This is a genomic window from Streptomyces tatrensis, from assembly GCF_049310065.1.
Taxonomy (GTDB): domain Bacteria; phylum Actinomycetota; class Actinomycetes; order Streptomycetales; family Streptomycetaceae; genus Streptomyces.
The window spans coordinates 4,799,576-4,814,186 of the sequence record NZ_JBMDLB010000011.1 but is presented as its reverse complement, the minus strand read 5'-3'; the positions used below and the strand labels follow the sequence as shown (position 1 = coordinate 4,814,186).

The 14,611-nt window shown below is 70.3% G+C and carries 17 protein-coding genes; 8 read left to right on the top strand and 9 right to left on the bottom strand.

The window, feature by feature from the left end; translation table 11 throughout:
* Positions 1-40: 40 nt before the first annotated feature.
* Positions 41-355 carry a hypothetical protein gene (locus ACODT5_RS37760; protein WP_422523529.1) on the bottom strand — a complete coding sequence of 105 codons (315 nt, stop codon included), beginning with the start codon at positions 353-355 and terminating at the stop codon, positions 41-43.
* Positions 356-605: 250 nt separating this feature from the next.
* On the opposite strand from ACODT5_RS37760, the gene rpsF reads away from it, so the two are divergent.
* The 4 genes from rpsF (at position 606) to rplI (ending at position 2,322) form a co-directional block, all read left to right on the top strand.
* Positions 606-896, top strand: coding sequence for a 30S ribosomal protein S6 (gene rpsF, locus ACODT5_RS37755; RefSeq protein WP_015034882.1), 291 nt, complete (start codon positions 606-608; stop codon positions 894-896).
* 72 nt (positions 897-968) lie between these two features.
* Entirely contained in the window at positions 969-1,577 is a 609-nt protein-coding gene (locus tag ACODT5_RS37750) for a single-stranded DNA-binding protein (RefSeq protein WP_422523528.1), read from the top strand.
* A 43-nt stretch (positions 1,578-1,620) separates the two neighbouring features.
* Positions 1,621-1,857 (top strand): 30S ribosomal protein S18, encoded by a 237-nt coding sequence (rpsR, locus tag ACODT5_RS37745; RefSeq protein ID WP_005315025.1) that lies wholly within the window; start codon positions 1,621-1,623, stop codon positions 1,855-1,857.
* A gap of 18 nt (positions 1,858-1,875) precedes the next feature.
* Positions 1,876-2,322, top strand: a complete 447-nt coding sequence (rplI, locus tag ACODT5_RS37740) for a 50S ribosomal protein L9 (RefSeq protein WP_243331152.1) — start codon at positions 1,876-1,878, stop codon at positions 2,320-2,322.
* A 152-nt stretch (positions 2,323-2,474) separates the two neighbouring features.
* Here the strand turns inward: rplI and ACODT5_RS37735 are convergent, their stop codons facing one another.
* A complete protein-coding gene (locus tag ACODT5_RS37735) occupies positions 2,475-3,812 on the bottom strand; it encodes an MATE family efflux transporter (RefSeq protein WP_422523527.1) in 1,338 nt (445 codons plus the stop codon).
* A gap of 452 nt (positions 3,813-4,264) precedes the next feature.
* Between ACODT5_RS37735 and dnaB the strand changes: the two genes are divergently transcribed.
* Both dnaB and ACODT5_RS37725 read left to right on the top strand, forming a co-directional pair.
* Positions 4,265-5,728, top strand: coding sequence for a replicative DNA helicase (gene dnaB / locus ACODT5_RS37730; protein WP_422525156.1), 1,464 nt, complete (start codon positions 4,265-4,267; stop codon positions 5,726-5,728).
* A 10-nt stretch (positions 5,729-5,738) separates the two neighbouring features.
* Positions 5,739-7,124, top strand: coding sequence for a serine hydrolase domain-containing protein (locus tag ACODT5_RS37725; RefSeq protein WP_422523526.1), 1,386 nt, complete (start codon positions 5,739-5,741; stop codon positions 7,122-7,124).
* Positions 7,125-7,134: 10 nt separating this feature from the next.
* Here the strand turns inward: ACODT5_RS37725 and ACODT5_RS37720 are convergent, their stop codons facing one another.
* Genes ACODT5_RS37720 through ACODT5_RS37710 form a run of 3 tightly spaced genes read right to left on the bottom strand, consistent with a single transcriptional unit; the run spans position 7,135 to position 9,733 of the window.
* On the bottom strand, positions 7,135-8,310 hold the full coding sequence (locus ACODT5_RS37720) for a winged helix DNA-binding domain-containing protein (protein WP_422523525.1): 1,176 nt from the start codon (positions 8,308-8,310) through the stop codon (positions 7,135-7,137).
* A 53-nt stretch (positions 8,311-8,363) separates the two neighbouring features.
* On the bottom strand, positions 8,364-8,828 hold the full coding sequence (locus ACODT5_RS37715) for a GNAT family N-acetyltransferase (RefSeq protein WP_422523524.1): 465 nt from the start codon (positions 8,826-8,828) through the stop codon (positions 8,364-8,366).
* A 17-nt stretch (positions 8,829-8,845) separates the two neighbouring features.
* Positions 8,846-9,733, bottom strand: coding sequence for a GNAT family N-acetyltransferase (locus ACODT5_RS37710; protein WP_422523523.1), 888 nt, complete (start codon positions 9,731-9,733; stop codon positions 8,846-8,848).
* A 135-nt stretch (positions 9,734-9,868) separates the two neighbouring features.
* Between ACODT5_RS37710 and ACODT5_RS37705 the strand changes: the two genes are divergently transcribed.
* Together ACODT5_RS37705 and ACODT5_RS37700 are read left to right on the top strand one after the other, a co-directional pair.
* Positions 9,869-10,519, top strand: a complete 651-nt coding sequence (locus ACODT5_RS37705; protein WP_422523522.1) for an HAD family hydrolase — start codon at positions 9,869-9,871, stop codon at positions 10,517-10,519.
* Between the two features lie 58 nt (positions 10,520-10,577).
* On the top strand, positions 10,578-11,876 hold the full coding sequence (locus ACODT5_RS37700; RefSeq protein ID WP_422525155.1) for a globin domain-containing protein: 1,299 nt from the start codon (positions 10,578-10,580) through the stop codon (positions 11,874-11,876).
* Between the two features lie 29 nt (positions 11,877-11,905).
* Here the strand turns inward: ACODT5_RS37700 and ACODT5_RS37695 are convergent, their stop codons facing one another.
* The 4 genes from ACODT5_RS37695 to ACODT5_RS37680 all read right to left on the bottom strand — a co-directional run bounded on the left by ACODT5_RS37695 (position 11,906) and on the right by ACODT5_RS37680 (position 14,550).
* Positions 11,906-12,385 (bottom strand): NUDIX domain-containing protein, encoded by a 480-nt coding sequence (locus ACODT5_RS37695; protein WP_385368599.1) that lies wholly within the window; start codon positions 12,383-12,385, stop codon positions 11,906-11,908.
* A 118-nt stretch (positions 12,386-12,503) separates the two neighbouring features.
* The gene (locus tag ACODT5_RS37690; RefSeq protein ID WP_422523521.1) at positions 12,504-13,667 is read right to left on the bottom strand and encodes a cystathionine gamma-lyase; all 1,164 of its coding nucleotides are present in this window, start codon (positions 13,665-13,667) and stop codon (positions 12,504-12,506) included.
* The gene (locus tag ACODT5_RS37685) at positions 13,664-14,155 is read right to left on the bottom strand and encodes a low molecular weight protein-tyrosine-phosphatase (RefSeq protein WP_422523520.1); all 492 of its coding nucleotides are present in this window, start codon (positions 14,153-14,155) and stop codon (positions 13,664-13,666) included. Before ACODT5_RS37685 ends, ACODT5_RS37690 begins: the two co-directional genes overlap by 4 nt.
* Before the next feature lie 11 nt (positions 14,156-14,166).
* On the bottom strand, positions 14,167-14,550 hold the full coding sequence (locus ACODT5_RS37680) for a phage holin family protein (RefSeq protein ID WP_422523519.1): 384 nt from the start codon (positions 14,548-14,550) through the stop codon (positions 14,167-14,169).
* Positions 14,551-14,611 lie beyond the last annotated feature (61 nt).

The window sequence follows — 14,611 nt, the reverse complement described above, 5'->3', positions numbered from 1 at the left end:
GGCCGGTGGGAGGCCGGCGCCCCGTCGCGGAGGCACCCGGTCAGCCCAGCCAACCGCCGAAGAGACCGCCGTGAGCCATGCCGAGGAAGAAGCCGATGGCCGAGGCTCCGAGGCCGATGATCAGCGCTGTGCGCTCGCGTGTCGTGGCGGAGATGAACTGGCCGTAGAGCCCGGTGACGATCCCGATCAGCCCGGTCCACGAGCTGAGCAGGTGCAGATGGTGGAAGAAGCCCGTGACGAACGCCACGGCGCCGAGGATCAGGGTGACGGCCACCAGGGTGTCCTGGAGCGGATGGGGCTTGCCGTCGGTCGCGAAGAGCGAGATGGAGGACTGGCGTCGCATTGCCTGTGCCATCGGAAGGCACCTCCTGGCTGCAGCAGAGCGGTGCTGCGGGCTTCCTCCGGCAGGGGCCGGGGGCATAGCACCGAGCACACCCGATGAATACAGATTGTGGCCTCCTGGTGCCGGATTTCAACCGGAAGGAGTCGAGGAGGTAGTCTGTACAGCTGCGCGGTGTCTGCTCTGCAGATGCCGTGCGCACGCATCACGACCCTCCTGCCACGGAACGACCGTGGCCGCTGAGTCCAAAGGAGGTGGGTTCCACATGCGTCACTACGAAGTGATGGTCATCCTCGACCCCGATCTCGAGGAGCGCGCTGTCTCCCCGCTGATCGAGAACTTCCTTTCTGTCGTCCGTGAGGGCAACGGAAAGGTCGAGAAGGTCGACACCTGGGGCCGTCGTCGTCTCGCTTACGAGATCAAGAAGAAGCCCGAGGGCATCTACTCGGTCATCGACCTTCAGGCCGAGCCTGCGGTCGTCAAGGAGCTTGACCGACAGCTCAACCTGAACGAGTCGGTTCTCCGGACCAAGGTCCTCCGCCCCGAGACCCACTGAACTTCGGTTCAGCGGTAATCGGGACCGAGTAGCACAGCAGCCCAGCAGCAATCCCCGCCGAGAGGTTCATCCATGGCAGGCGAGACCGTCATCACGGTCGTCGGCAATCTCGTCGACGACCCCGAGCTGCGCTTCACCCCCTCGGGTGCGGCGGTCGCGAAGTTCCGTGTCGCGTCCACTCCCCGCACCTTCGACAAGCAGACCAATGAGTGGAAGGACGGCGAAAGCCTGTTCCTGACCTGCTCGGTCTGGCGCCAGGCGGCTGAGAACGTCGCCGAGTCCCTTACGCGGGGCATGCGCGTCATCGTGCAGGGCCGGCTGAAGCAGCGGTCGTACGAGGACCGTGAGGGTGTCAAGCGCACGGTCTACGAGCTGGACGTCGAGGAAGTCGGCCCCAGCCTGAAGAACGCCACGTCCAAGGTCACCAAGACCACTGGTCGCGGTGGACAGGGTGGATACGGCGGCGGCGGTGGCGGCGGTCAGCAGCAGGGCGGCGGCGGTGGCAACTGGGGCGGAGCCCCCAGTGGCGGCGCTGCTCCCCAGGGCGGCGGAGGTCCCTCCGACGACCCCTGGGCGTCCAGTGCGCCGGCCGGCGGCCAGCAGCAGGGCGGCGGCGGTGGCGGTTGGGGCGGAAGCTCCGGCGGCTCCGGCGGTGGCTACTCGGACGAGCCGCCCTTCTAGGGCAGCTCGCACCCCCACTTCTTGATTTCACAGGAGAGACACAATGGCGAAGCCGCCTGTGCGCAAGCCTAAGAAGAAGGTCTGCGCGTTCTGCAAGGACAAGACCGCGTACGTGGACTACAAGGACACGAACATGCTGCGGAAGTTCATTTCCGACCGTGGCAAGATCCGTGCCCGCCGCGTAACCGGCAACTGCACGCAGCACCAGCGTGACGTCGCCACGGCTGTCAAGAACAGCCGTGAGATGGCACTGCTGCCCTACACGTCCACCGCGCGATAAGGAAAGGGTGACCGAATAATGAAGATCATCCTGACCCACGAGGTCTCTGGCCTCGGCACCGCCGGCGATGTCGTCGACGTCAAGGACGGCTACGCTCGCAACTACCTGGTCCCGCGTGGTTTCGCGATCCGCTGGACCAAGGGTGGCGAGAAGGACGTGGCGCAGATCCGCCGCGCCCGCAAGATCCACGAGATCGCGACGATCGAGCAGGCCAACGAGTTCAAGGCCAAGCTCGAGAACGTCAAGGTCCGTCTGGCCACCCGCGCGGGTGACGCCGGTCGTCTCTTCGGTTCCGTCACGCCCTCCGACATCGCCACGGCGATCGAGGCGTCCGGTGGCCCGAAGGTCGACAAGCGCCGCGTGGAGCTGGGCTCCCCGATCAAGACCCTCGGCTCGTACCAGGTCTCCGTGCGTCTGCACGCTGACGTGGCCGCGACCGTCGGCATCGAGGTCGTCGCCGCCTAAGGGCTGCGCATGAAGGGCCGCACCCCTGTGGGGGTGCGGCCCTTCTTCGTTGTTTCACGTGAAACATGTGCGCGTGCATCGGCCCTGTTTCACGTGAAACATCGCTCCAGGGCTACAGCGGGCTCCCTCGGGCCACCCGGGTCTACCGGGTCTTACCGGGTGGCTCCGGCGACCAGCCAGCGGCCCGAGCGGGCGCGCAGCTGGAGGGTGACCATCCGGACCAGCATCATCAGGGTCATGGCGCACCAGAGGGCCGTCAGCCCGCCGCCCAGGGCCGGTACGAGCAGGGCTGCCGGGGCGAAGACGGCGAGGGTCAGCAGCATGGCCCAGGCCAGGTAGCGGCCGTCGCCCGCGCCCATCAGGACGCCGTCGAGGACGAAGACGATGCCGGAGACGGGCTGCGAGACGGCCACCACGAGCAGGGCCGGCAGCAGGGCGTCTTCGACAACGGGGTCGCTCGTGAAGAGCGGGATGAACACCGGGCGGGCCGCGATGACGAGGAGCCCCAGGACGATGCCGGAGACGATCCCCCACTGGACCATGCGGCGGCAGGCGGCCTTGGCTCCTTCGGTGTCCCCCGCGCCGAGGTAGCGGCCGATGATGGCCTGCCCGGCGATCGCGATCGCGTCGAGGGCGAAGGCGAGCAGGCTCCACAGGGCGAGCAGGATCTGGTGGGCCGCGATGTCGGCGTCCCCGAGGCGTGCGGCCACGGCAGTCGCGATCAGCAGGACCGCCCGCAGGGACAGAGTGCGGACCAGCAGGGGCGCACCGGCCTGGGCGCAGGCCCGGATGCCTTCGGCGTCGGGCTTCAGGGAGGCGCCGTGCCTGCGAGCGCCCCGGACGACCACGAACAGGTAGGCGGCGGCCATGGCGCACTGGGCGATCACCGTGCCCCAGGCGGAGCCGGCGATGCCGAGGCCGGCTCCGTAGACGAGGGCGACGTTCAGGGCTCCGTTGAGGGCGAACCCGCCGATGGCTACGTAGAGCGGGGTCCGGGTGTCCTGGAGGCCGCGGATGACACCGGTGGCGGCGAGCACCACGAGCATCGCGGGGATGCCGAGGGCGGAGATCCGCAGGTAGGTGATCGCGTACGGGGCGACGGTGTCGGAGGCCCCGAAGAAGGAGATCAGGGTGGGCGCCGTGGGCAGGACGACAATGACGACGGCCGCGCCGAGGAGCAGGGCGAGCCAGATGCCGTCCATGCCCTGCCGGATGGCGGCCTGGAGGTCGCCCGCGCCGACGCGGCGGGCCACGGCCGCGGTGGTGGCGTAGGCGAGGAAGACGAAGATGCTCACGGCGGTGGTGAGCAGTGCGGCCGCGATGCCGAGACCGGCGAGCTGGGGTGTGCCGAGGTGGCCCACGATGGCGCTGTCGGCCATCACGAAGAGGGGTTCGGCGACGAGGGCGCCGAAGGCGGGGACGGCGAGTGCGAGGATCTCGCGGTCGTGCCGTCTCGGGGCAGCCTTCGGCGCGGTGGGGGCCTGTCTCATGTGCTCAATCTAATCTTCCACAGGTAATGGACGCAAGGCCTATTGGATCCTTACCGATGCGTCGATTCGAGCGTTCGTCCCACCTCGTTGGAGGCGATCTTGAGACAGTGGCGAAGATTTTTCTCCCCCACGGTCGGTGGAGGGTGAAAGGCCAGGTCAGATGGGGTGAGTGGGTGGGTCGGGTGATTTTGTCCACAGCACTGTCCCCCGGTCCGTGCACAGCTTCCGGGGAGTTACCCACAGCATTGGCGCCGTCATCCACACCTCATCCACACAGCCTGTGGATAACAAGATTGGCTGACGTCGCTCCCGGCCCTACCGTGGGTCGTTGTCCGACTCGCCGAGAGCCGATTCGGGTGCCCCAAATGTCAGAGCCGTGTCGTAGAAAGAGTGACACGGCAAGGTCCGCGTTGCGGACGGGAGGAGGCGGCCCGGTGAGCATGTCCGAGCCCATGGACGACCCCTGGGCCGACAGCGGTCCAGGTGACCGTCTGCCCGCCCGTACGCGCCGCAACGGTGAAGGCCGTGGCCGCGGGGACGAACAGAACGACCGAGGCCGCGAGGGCGGCTCCTGGGACGGCGGTGGCGGCGGCTTCGAGCGGGTCCCGCCCCAGGACCTCGATGCCGAGCAGTCGGTCCTCGGCGGCATGCTGCTGTCCAAGGACGCCATCGCCGACGTGGTCGAGGTGCTCAAGGGGCACGACTTCTACCGCCCGTCACACGAGACGATCTACCAGGCCATCCTCGACCTGTACGCCAAGGGAGAGCCGGCCGACCCGATCACCGTCAGCGCCGAGCTGACGCGGCGCGGTGAGATCAGCAAGGTCGGCGGGGCCCCGTACCTGCACACCCTGGTCCAGTCGGTCCCCACGGCGGCGAACGCCGAGTACTACGCCGAGATCGTCCACGAGCGGGCGGTCCTGCGCCGGCTGGTCGCGGCCGGTACGAAGATCACACAGATGGGCTACGCCGCCGACGGGGACGTCGACGAGATCGTCAACAGCGCCCAGGCCGAGATCTACGCCGTCACCGAGCAGCGGACCTCCGAGGACTACCTGCCGCTCGGCGACATCATGGAAGGCGCCCTCGACGAGATCGAGGCGATCGGTTCGCGCAGCGGCCAGATGTCGGGCGTCCCGACCGGCTTCACGGACCTGGACTCGCTGACCAACGGTCTGCACCCGGGCCAGATGATCGTCATCGCGGCCCGTCCCGCCATGGGTAAGTCCACCCTCGCGCTGGACTTCGCCCGTGCCTGTTCCATCAAGGCCAATCTGCCCAGCGTCATCTTCTCCCTCGAAATGGGGCGCAACGAGATCGCGATGCGCCTGCTCTCGGCGGAGGCCCGGGTGGCCCTGCACCACATGCGCTCCGGCACGATGACGGACGACGACTGGACCCGGCTGGCCCGCCGGATGCCGGACGTCTCCGCCGCACCGCTCTACATCGACGACTCCCCGAACCTGTCGATGATGGAGATCCGCGCGAAGTGCCGCCGCCTCAAGCAGCGCAACGACCTGTCGCTCGTCGTCATCGACTACCTCCAGCTGATGCAGGCGGGCGGCTCGCGCCGGCCCGAGAGCCGCCAGCAGGAAGTCTCCGACATGTCCCGAAACCTCAAGCTCCTGGCGAAGGAGCTGGAGGTCCCGGTGATCGCGCTGTCCCAGCTGAACCGTGGTCCCGAGCAGCGCACCGACAAGAAGCCGATGGTCTCCGACCTGCGTGAGTCCGGCTCGATCGAGCAGGACGCCGACATGGTGATCCTGCTGCACCGCGAGGACGCGTACGAGAAGGAATCCCCCCGAGCGGGCGAGGCGGACCTGATCGTGGCGAAGCACCGTAACGGTCCTACGGCCACCATCACCGTGGCCTTCCAGGGCCATTATTCGCGGTTCGTGGACATGGCCAACACGTAGCATCCGCACCATGGATGCCGCATTGAACGATCTTGTCCTGCTGCCCGCGACCCGGCGTGCGCTGAGCCACCGGATCGCGGTCGCCCAGCGCGAAGGCCGGGCGCCGTCCCTGGTGGCCGCCGTGGTGCGGGGTGGAGAGGTGGTCTGGGAGGGGTCCCGGACCATGGTCGAGGGCCATGGTCCCGATGGGAACGTGCAGTACCGGATCGGGTCCATCACCAAGACGTTCACCGCCGTGCTGGTGATGCGGCTGCGGGACGAGGGCCTGCTGGAACTGGGCGACCCGATCGAGAAGTTCCTTCCGGGTACGGGAGTCGGAGAGGTGACGGTCGGGCAGCTGCTGTCCCACACCTCCGGACTGGCGGCGGAGACGCCCGGCGAGTGGTGGGAGCGCACGGCGGGCACGCTGCGGCCGGAGCTCTCGGACGTCCTGGGCGAGCGCCCCTTCCGCTTCGAGCCCGGTCGGCGTCACCACTACTCCAACCCGGGCTACACACTGCTCGGTTCGCTCGTCGAGGCCGTCCGCGGGCGGTCGTGGGAAGAAGCGCTCCGCGCCGAGGTGCTGGAGCCGCTGGGGCTGGAGCGCACGACGGCGCAGCCGGTGGCCCCGCACGCCGGCGGCTGGGCCGTGCACCCGTGGGCGGACGTGATGATGCCGGAACCCCTGGAGGACCTCGGGCTCATGGCCCCGGCCGGCCAGCTGTGGTCCACCACCGGTGATCTGGCGAAGTTCGCCGCCTTCCTTGTACGGGGCGACGCGCGGGTGCTGAGCGCCGAGTCCGTACGGGAGATGCGGACGTCGGCCACTCCCCCGGAGCCGGGCATCGCCGACCTCGGATACGGGCTCGGGGTACAGCTGACGCAGAGCGGCGGGCGCCGGCTCGCGGGCCACTCCGGCTCGCTGCCCGGCTTCCTCGCGGGCCTGTGGCTGAGCGAGGCGGACGACGTGGCGGCGGTGGCGCTGGCCAACTGCACTTCGGGGCTGGCGGTTTCCACGCTGGCGGCCGACCTGGTGGCCATCGTCGCCGATGCCGAGCCGCGGATCCCCGAGCCGTGGCGGCCGCTGCGGGAGGCCGATCCCGTCGCACTGGAGCTGTGCGGACCCTGGTACTGGGGTACGTCGGCCCAGGCCGCACGGCTGACCTACGACGGTTTCCTGGAGCTGGGCCCGGTGGGCGCGACCGGCCGGGCCGCCCGGTTCCGGCCGGAGCCGGACGGCAGCTGGACCGGACTCGGCGGCTACTACGCGGGTGAGTCGCTGCGGGCCGTACGGCGGCCGGACGGATCGGTGAGCCACCTCGACCTCGCATCGTTCGTGTTCACCCGGGAGCCCTACGACCCGAACTCCCCGGTGCCCGGCGGTGTCGACCCGCAGGGCTGGCGGGGCATCGGCTAGCGGACCGCCTTCACCCCGCCGTGAGTTCACGCTCCAGTGGGGTGCGGAAGCCCGGGGTGACGCGGGCCTCCCCCAGCCAGGCGGCGAGCCGGACGGCCTCGGCGGCGACGGCCTTCCCGGCTTCGCTGCCGGGGTCGCCCAGCAGCCGGTGGACGATCTCGCCGTCGCCGCGCTGGGCCCAGCCGCCGACGATCTCTCCGTTCCACCACACCGTGGGGCCGATGTTGCCGGAGCGGTCGAAGAGGGGCGGCCGGTGGACGGGGTCGAGGTGAAAGCCCCGGTCCGCCCAGCCCATCGCACTCGGGTCCAGGGCGGGCAGCAGCGCGACCCAGGGCTCCGGCTCGGGTTCGGGCCCGGTGTCCCCGGGGCAGACGAGCGCGGAGGCGCCGTCCTCGAGCCGGACCTCGTCGGGGCCGACGGCCGCGAGGGCCTTGCGGACCTCGGTGAGGGTCCAGCCCGTCCACCACTTGAGGTCGGCCTCGGTGGCCGGACCGTAGGCGTGCAGCCACCGGCGGGCGATCTCGGCGCGGGCCCCGGCCGCGGGTCCGGCGGGCCACGGCTCGGTGTGGGCCCAGCGGTACTGGCTGGAGGTCCACGATCCCCGGGGCCGGTCCCGGCGGATCCGGCCGTCGGCGGCCAGCAGGCGGATGACCCGGGTGGCGACCCCGGTCTCGGTCTCGTAGTTCTTGCCCCGGCCGTAGACGAACTTCCGGCGCAGGGCGGGGACGGCCGTGGAGAGCTGGCTGCCGGTGGAGGGGCCGTGCGCGTCGAGCGCGTCGAGCACGGCGCTCTCCACCTGGGCCAGCCAGTCCGCGTCGAGGCCCTGACCGTCTTCGTCGAGGTGCTTGAGGAAGGTACGGCGCTCCTTCGCGGCAATGCCGCGGGCGGTGGAGGCGTCGACGTACGGGGCGAGTTCGGTGGAGACGGCGAAGAGCGTGTTGCGCATGCTGAGCAGCCGTACGAGGGTCACGTCCTCGTACAGGGCCTGCTCGATCGCGGCGGGTGCGCCTTCGCTCAGCCTGGCGCGGGCGGACAGGAAGACGGTCGCGGCATCGGTGGCGTGCAGGGCGACGACGCAGTCCGCGGCCTCGGACACGGTGGCGGCGTGTGCCGACGGGGCCAGGCGGTGCCTGCGGCCGAGGCGCCTGCGGCGGTCCGCGGTGGTGATGAGGGGAAGGCTGCTCATCCTCCCGATCGTAGGCCGGGCGCCCGACAGCGGCCCGGCCCACGCACGGGGCCTCAGAGCTGGAGCTTGAATCCGACGTGGGAAGCGGTGAAGCCGAGCCGCTCGTAGAAGCGGTGGGCGTCGGTGCGGGTCACGTCCGAGGTGAGCTGGACGAGTTGGCAGTTCTCGGCACGGGACTGTTCGATCGCCCATTCGATGAACCGGGTGCCCAGCCCGCTGCCGCGCTCGTCGGCGTGGACCCGTACGCCCTCGATGATGGAACGGGTGCTCCCCTTGCGGGAAAGTCCGGGGACGATCGTCAGCTGGAGGGTACCGACGACGCGGCCCGCGCGGACGGCGACGACCACGTGTTGGTGGGGGTCGTCCGTCAGCCGCTTGAGGGCCGTCGCGTAGGGGGCGAGGTCTTCCGGGGACTCCCGGGTGGCGCCGAGCGGATCGTCCGCGAGCATCGCGACGATCTCGGGCAGGTCCTCCTCGGTGGCGGAACGGATGAGCAGGCCGGAGTCGCTGTCGGTCATGGTCTGGTGCTCCTCGCTCAGCCGGCTGCCACGGTGAGCGGCGCCCACCGGCGGGTCCAGTCGCCGGGCAGCCCGGAGGTGTCCCGGGTCATGACGGTGTTGAAGGCCACGGAGCCGAGGCCGCGGTCCTTGAGCCAGCCGAGCAGCTCTTCGTGACGGACGTCGACATCGGTACGCAGGGGCCGGTCCGTGGACGCCGCGAGGGCGGTCACGAGGGCCTGGGCCGCGCCGGTGTCACGGGCCACCAGGGGCCCGATCACATGGGTCTCCATGTTCGGCCAGATCGCTCCGTAGCCGATCAGCTCGCCGGACGGGTCCTCGGCGACGAGCAGCCGGTCCGTGAAGGCCGGCAGCCGGGTGACCAGGTGGGTCCGGTCGGCACCGAAGACCTCGGCGTCCAGCCGGAGGATCCGCGAGATGTCCTCGGCGCCTGCGGGCCTGACGCGGACGGTGTCCTGCGCGGGACCGGTGGCGTCCGGGCTGAAGGAGCCCCGGAGCATCTCGGCGCGGCCGGTGGTCTCGAAGCCGAGCTCCTCGTAGAGGGGCCGGCCGTACGGGGTGGAGTGCAGGGTGAGCGGAACGCCCTTGAGGACCTCGTCGCAGACGTACGTCATCAGGCGCCGGCCCAGACCCTGGCGGGCGTAGCGCTCGGCGACCAGGACCATGCCGATGGCGGCGAGTTCGGGATCGGCCAGCGGAGGTCCGTACCGGGTGACCACGCAGGCCGTGGCCAGTCCCCTACCGTCGGGGGCGTCGACGCCGTAGCCGTGTCCGGCGGCGAGCAGCAGACCCCACTTGTGGTCCTCGCGGGGCCAGCCGCGGTCTTCGGAGAGATCGGCGCAGTGGCGGAGGTCGTCCACGGTCAGTGCGCGGATCGGGAGGGAGGTGAGGTGTGGTGGTGTCACGGGCCCAGCCTGGTTCATCGAAGGCGACCCGGTCCAGAGGATTTGGGATGGATGTTTCACGTGAAACATCCACACGAGGTCCCGTGGGAGGCAACCACTGTTTCACGTGAAACGAAGGCACTAGCCTCGACGGTTATGACCCTCCTTCACCTGTTCGACCTCGACGGGACGCTGATGTACGGCTCGGCCTCGCCGGTCGAGATCTCGCGGCAGCTCGGGCTGTCCGACGAGATCGCCGAGTTGGAGCGGGCCTTCGCCGCACGGGAGCTCCAGCCGCACCAGTTCGCGCTGGCGGCGCAGACGCTCTGGGCGGAACTGACTCCGGCGCACGTCCGGGCCGCGTTCGACGGGGCTCCGTGGCTGTCGGGGATCCGGGAGGTCTGGCAGGAGATCCGGGGGCGCGGGGACTACTGCGCGGTCATCTCACTGTCGCCGTCGTTCTTCGTGGAGCTGCTGCTGGAGTGGGGCGCGCACGCCGCGCACGGCTCGGTCTTCCCGGAAGTGCCCTTCACCCGCCCGGTGGACGTGGCCGGGATCCTGACGCCGGAGGGGAAGGTGACGGTCGCCGACCGGCTGTGCGAGCGGTTCGGCGTGACCCGGGCCGACTGTGTCGCGTACGGGGACTCCAGCACCGACGTGGCGCTCTTCGCAGCGGTCCCGCTCTCGGTCGCGGTGAACGCCCGGCCCTACCTGGTGGAGCGTGCGACGCACGTGTACGAGGGCCGGGACCTGCGCGAGGCATACCAGCTGACAGGGGTGGCGCGCACGGGAGTTGAGGCATCTTAAGGGGAAAGTGGGTTCGAAACGCGGATTTCCCGTATTTCCCCGCAGGCTCTGGGGCGGACTGGCACGCTGTGAAACCCGGAACCACGGATTCGAAGGCCGTGGCGCGTGCAGACCTACCGAGATGCTCGAAGCGAGGCACCGCATGGACGCTCCGCCCACCAGATCGGCAAGACGGGGGTCATCCCGGATACCGTCCGGGGACGGGGCGACCGAGCCCTCCCCCGAACCTTCTCCCGAGCCCTCTCCCGATGCGGTGCTCATCCGCCGGACCCTCGCGGAGATCGCGCCCGTCGCCGACAAGGTGACCTCTTACTTCTACGCCGTGGTCTTCACGGGATACCCGGACCTGCGGGGGCTGTTCCCCGCCGCGATGGACGTGCAGCGCGACCGGCTGCTGAAGGCGCTGCTGACGGCCGCCGAGCACATCGACAACCCTGAGGTGCTCACCGCCTACCTGCGCCGGCTGGGCACGGGGCACCGCAAGTACGGAACCCTGCCCGAGCACTATCCGCCGGTGGGAGAGGCCCTGATCGGGGCGCTGTCCAAGTACGCGGAGGCCACCTGGGGGCCGGAGACCGAAGCCGCCTGGGTGCGGGCGTACACCGCGATCTCCCAGATCATGATCGACGCGGCGGCCGAGGACGAGCCCAAGGCGCCGCCGTGGTGGCACGCGGAGGTGGTCTCGCACGATCTGCGCACCTCCGACATCGCGGTGCTCACCGTCCGCCCCGACCAGCCCTACCCCTTCCTCGCGGGCCAGTACACGACCCTGGAGACCCCGTGGTGGCCGCGGATCTGGCGGCACTATTCCTTCGCCTCGGCGCCGCGCGCGGACGGACTGCTGTCCTTCCACATCAAGGCCGTTCCGGCGGGATGGGTCTCCAACGCGCTCGTCCGGCACGCCCGCCCCGGCGACGTGCTGCGGCTCGGGCCCCCGGCGGGATCGATGGTGGTGGACCACAGCACCGACAACGGGATGCTGTGCCTGGGCGGCGGGACGGGCATCGCCCCGATCAAAGCGCTGATCGAGGACGTGGCCGAGCACGGAGAGCGGCGCCCGGTGGAAGTGTTCTTCGGGGCGCGCAGCGACGACGACCTGTACGACAAGGACACGCTGCTGGGACTGCAGCGCTCGCACCCCTGGCTGTCGGTGCGCCCGGTGGTCTGCGACGAGGGCCTGGCCGGACAACTGCCCCAGGCCGTCGGCACCCACGGGCCCTGGAGCTCGTACGACGCGTTCGTCTCGGGGCCGGCCGCGATGATCCGCAGTGGGGTGGACGCGCTGAAGAGGATCGGGATCCCCAGGGAGCGGATCCGGCACGACGAGGTGGAGGAACTGGCGGGCGTCGCCGGCTGATTCCGGCGGCGGCGCCCGCGTGCGGTGGGTCAGCCCAGGTCGGGGGCGTGCATCGCGCGCACGCCCTCGATGTTGCCGTCGAGGTAGTGGCGCAGGGACAGCGGGACGAGATGTACCGCGGCGATGCCGACGCGGCTGAAGGGCACGCGGACGATCTCGTACTCGCCCTCCGGCTCGTCGATCTCGGGGCCGTGCCGCTGGCTGGGGTCCATGGATTCGAGATGGCAGACGAAGAAGTGCTGCACCTTGACGCCGGTCACTCCCCCGTCGGCGATGTGCTCGACGGTGTCGACGAAGCAGGGCACGACATCGGTGATCTTCGCGCCGAGTTCCTCGTGGAGTTCTCGGTGGAGGGCGTCGACGACGGTCAGGTCCGAGGGCTCCACGCCCCCGCCGGGAGTGAGCCAGTACGGGTCGACGCCGGGTTTGGTCCGCTTGATGAGGATCAGGTCGCCACCGTCGAGCAGGATCGCGCGGGCGGTGCGTTTGACCACTGGACGTTCGGTCATGGGAGAAGAGTGGCCCAGACTTCCGCTTCTGAAACGCGTGCCGGTGAAACCCGCCGGGCGGGGATCCGGGCGGTCCGAGCCGCAGAGCAGCGTTCTCGGACCGCCTTCGGACAGGCGGTCAGCTCTTCGCGGCCGCCAGGTCGAGTGCCCGCAGGACGTCCGTGACCAGGTCCTCGGTGTCTTCGGCCCCGGCGGAGAAGCGGATGAAGCCCTCCGGAACGTTGTCGCCGCCCCACCGCCGGCGGCGCTCCGCGGTGGACCTCACCCCACCGAAACTGGTGGCGTCCTCGACGAGCCGCAGGGCGGCCATGAACCGTTCCGCGTGCGCCCGGTCGGGCAGGGTGAAGGAGACCACGGAGCCGAAGCCCCGCATCTGCCGCGCGGCTGTCTTGTGGGACGGGTCCGACGGCAGTCCCGGGTAGCGCAGCCCGGTGACGTCGCCGCGGTCGGCGAGGGCCTCGGCCACGGCGAGGGCGTTGGCCCACTGGCGCTGGGCGCGCAGCTGGATCGTGGACAGGGACCGGTGGGCGAGCCAGGCCTCCATGGGGCCGGGGATCGCGCCGACCACCTTGCGCCAGCGGCGGATGCCCGCGGCGAGCTCGGCGTCGCGGCAGACGACGTACCCGAGGAGCAGGTCGCCGTGGCCGGTCAGGCCCTTGGTGCCGCTGGCCACCGAGAAGTCGGCGCCCAGTTCGAGGGGGCGCTGTCCGAGCGGGGTCGCGAGGGTGTTGTCGACGGCGACGAGGGTTCCGCCGGCGTGCGCCGCGTCCACGAGGCGCCGTACGTCGCAGACGTCGAGCCCCGGGTTGGACGGGGTCTCCAGCCATAGCAGCCGGGCCCCGTCGAGGACCGCGAGCTGGGCGTCCTCACCGGTGGGGGCGGTGCGCACGTGGACCCCGTAGGCCTCCAGCTGTTCCCGTACGAGGGGCAGCGCCTGGTAGCCGTCGTCGGGCAGGACGACGGTGTCGCCGGCGCGTGCCTGGGAGAGCAGGACGGCGGATACGGCGGCCATGCCGGAGGCGAAGACGACCGTGTCCACCCCGTCCAGGCCGGGCGCCTCCAGCTCCCCGATGGCCCGCTCGAGCAGCGTCCAGGTGGGGTTGGTGTCGCGGCCGTAGGCGTAGGGGCCCTCGACGTCGCCGGGGAGGTGGAAGTGGGCGGCGAAGACGGGGCCGGGCAGCGGCGGCTCGTTCTTGACGGGCTCCGGCAGACCGGCGCGGACGGCGACGGTGCCGTCGCCGAGCCGCTCGGACGCTGGTGGCACGGGGGCGGGGGCGTTCATCGGGTGTGCTCCTTCACGGCTTGGCTTACGGCGGCCAGCAGGCCGGGGCTCGCCGCCTCGACCAGGTGCAGGCACTCCTCGAATCCTTCGAGGGGGCCGTAGTAGGGGTCCGGTACGTCGGCCTGCGCGGACGGGGCCGCCGGATCGTAGGACCGCAGCAGCCGGACCTTGGCGGCGTCCTCCGGGGTGGGGGCGAGCGCTCTGAGGTCGCGCAGGTGACCGGTGTCGAGCGCGATGACGAGGTCTAGGCCGGCGAACCAGGAGGCCCGGAACTGCCGGGCCCGGTGGCCCGGCTCGTATCCGGCGGCCTCCAGGACGGCTGCGGTGCGCGGGTCGGCCCCGTCCCCCTCGTGCCAGCCGCCGGTGCCGGCGCTGTCGACCTCGACCACGTCCGAGAGCCCGGCGTCGGCCACGTGGGAGCGGAAGACCGACTCGGCCATGGGCGAGCGGCAGATGTTGCCGGTGCAGACGAAGCACACGCGGTACATGGGCCCCGGCTTCAGTTCTTGTCGGGCAGGACCATGTTGAGGGCCCAGGAGACGATGGAGATGATCAGGGCGCCGACGATCGCCGACCAGAAGAAGTCGTTCACGTGGAAGCTGAGGTCGAACTGCTCGGCCAGCCATGAGGTCAGCAGCAGCATCGCCGCGTTCACCACGATGGTGAAGAGTCCGAGGGTGAGGACGAACAGGGGCAGCGAGAGCAGCTTCACCACGGGCTTGACGATGAGGTTGACCAGGCCGAAGATCAGCGCGACCAGGATCAGGGAGAGCGCTTGGTGGGCCGTGCTGCTGTCGTCGGCCAGCGTGATGCCCGAGACGAGCCAGATGGCGACGCCCAGGGCTGCCGCGTTGGCGAGGGTCTTGACTACGAAATTCGTCATGTGTCTGATCGTTGCAGAGAAGGTCCCGGTGGAACATCAGCTGATCTGCGGATGCTTGCCG

Coding starts and splice junctions, on each gene's coding strand:
- ACODT5_RS37760 (WP_422523529.1), bottom strand. CDS start 355: ATGGCACAGGCAATGCGACGCCAGTCCTCCATCTCGCTCTTCGCGACC.
- rpsF (WP_015034882.1), top strand. CDS start 606: ATGCGTCACTACGAAGTGATGGTCATCCTCGACCCCGATCTCGAGGAG.
- ACODT5_RS37750 (WP_422523528.1), top strand. CDS start 969: ATGGCAGGCGAGACCGTCATCACGGTCGTCGGCAATCTCGTCGACGAC.
- rpsR (WP_005315025.1), top strand. CDS start 1,621: ATGGCGAAGCCGCCTGTGCGCAAGCCTAAGAAGAAGGTCTGCGCGTTC.
- rplI (WP_243331152.1), top strand. CDS start 1,876: ATGAAGATCATCCTGACCCACGAGGTCTCTGGCCTCGGCACCGCCGGC.
- ACODT5_RS37735 (WP_422523527.1), bottom strand. CDS start 3,812: ATGAGACAGGCCCCCACCGCGCCGAAGGCTGCCCCGAGACGGCACGAC.
- dnaB (WP_422525156.1), top strand. CDS start 4,265: ATGGACGACCCCTGGGCCGACAGCGGTCCAGGTGACCGTCTGCCCGCC.
- ACODT5_RS37725 (WP_422523526.1), top strand. CDS start 5,739: ATGGATGCCGCATTGAACGATCTTGTCCTGCTGCCCGCGACCCGGCGT.
- ACODT5_RS37720 (WP_422523525.1), bottom strand. CDS start 8,310: ATGAGCAGCCTTCCCCTCATCACCACCGCGGACCGCCGCAGGCGCCTC.
- ACODT5_RS37715 (WP_422523524.1), bottom strand. CDS start 8,828: ATGACCGACAGCGACTCCGGCCTGCTCATCCGTTCCGCCACCGAGGAG.
- ACODT5_RS37705 (WP_422523522.1), top strand. CDS start 9,869: ATGACCCTCCTTCACCTGTTCGACCTCGACGGGACGCTGATGTACGGC.
- ACODT5_RS37695 (WP_385368599.1), bottom strand. CDS start 12,385: ATGACCGAACGTCCAGTGGTCAAACGCACCGCCCGCGCGATCCTGCTC.
- ACODT5_RS37690 (WP_422523521.1), bottom strand. CDS start 13,667: ATGAACGCCCCCGCCCCCGTGCCACCAGCGTCCGAGCGGCTCGGCGAC.
- ACODT5_RS37685 (WP_422523520.1), bottom strand. CDS start 14,155: ATGTACCGCGTGTGCTTCGTCTGCACCGGCAACATCTGCCGCTCGCCC.
- ACODT5_RS37680 (WP_422523519.1), bottom strand. CDS start 14,550: ATGACGAATTTCGTAGTCAAGACCCTCGCCAACGCGGCAGCCCTGGGC.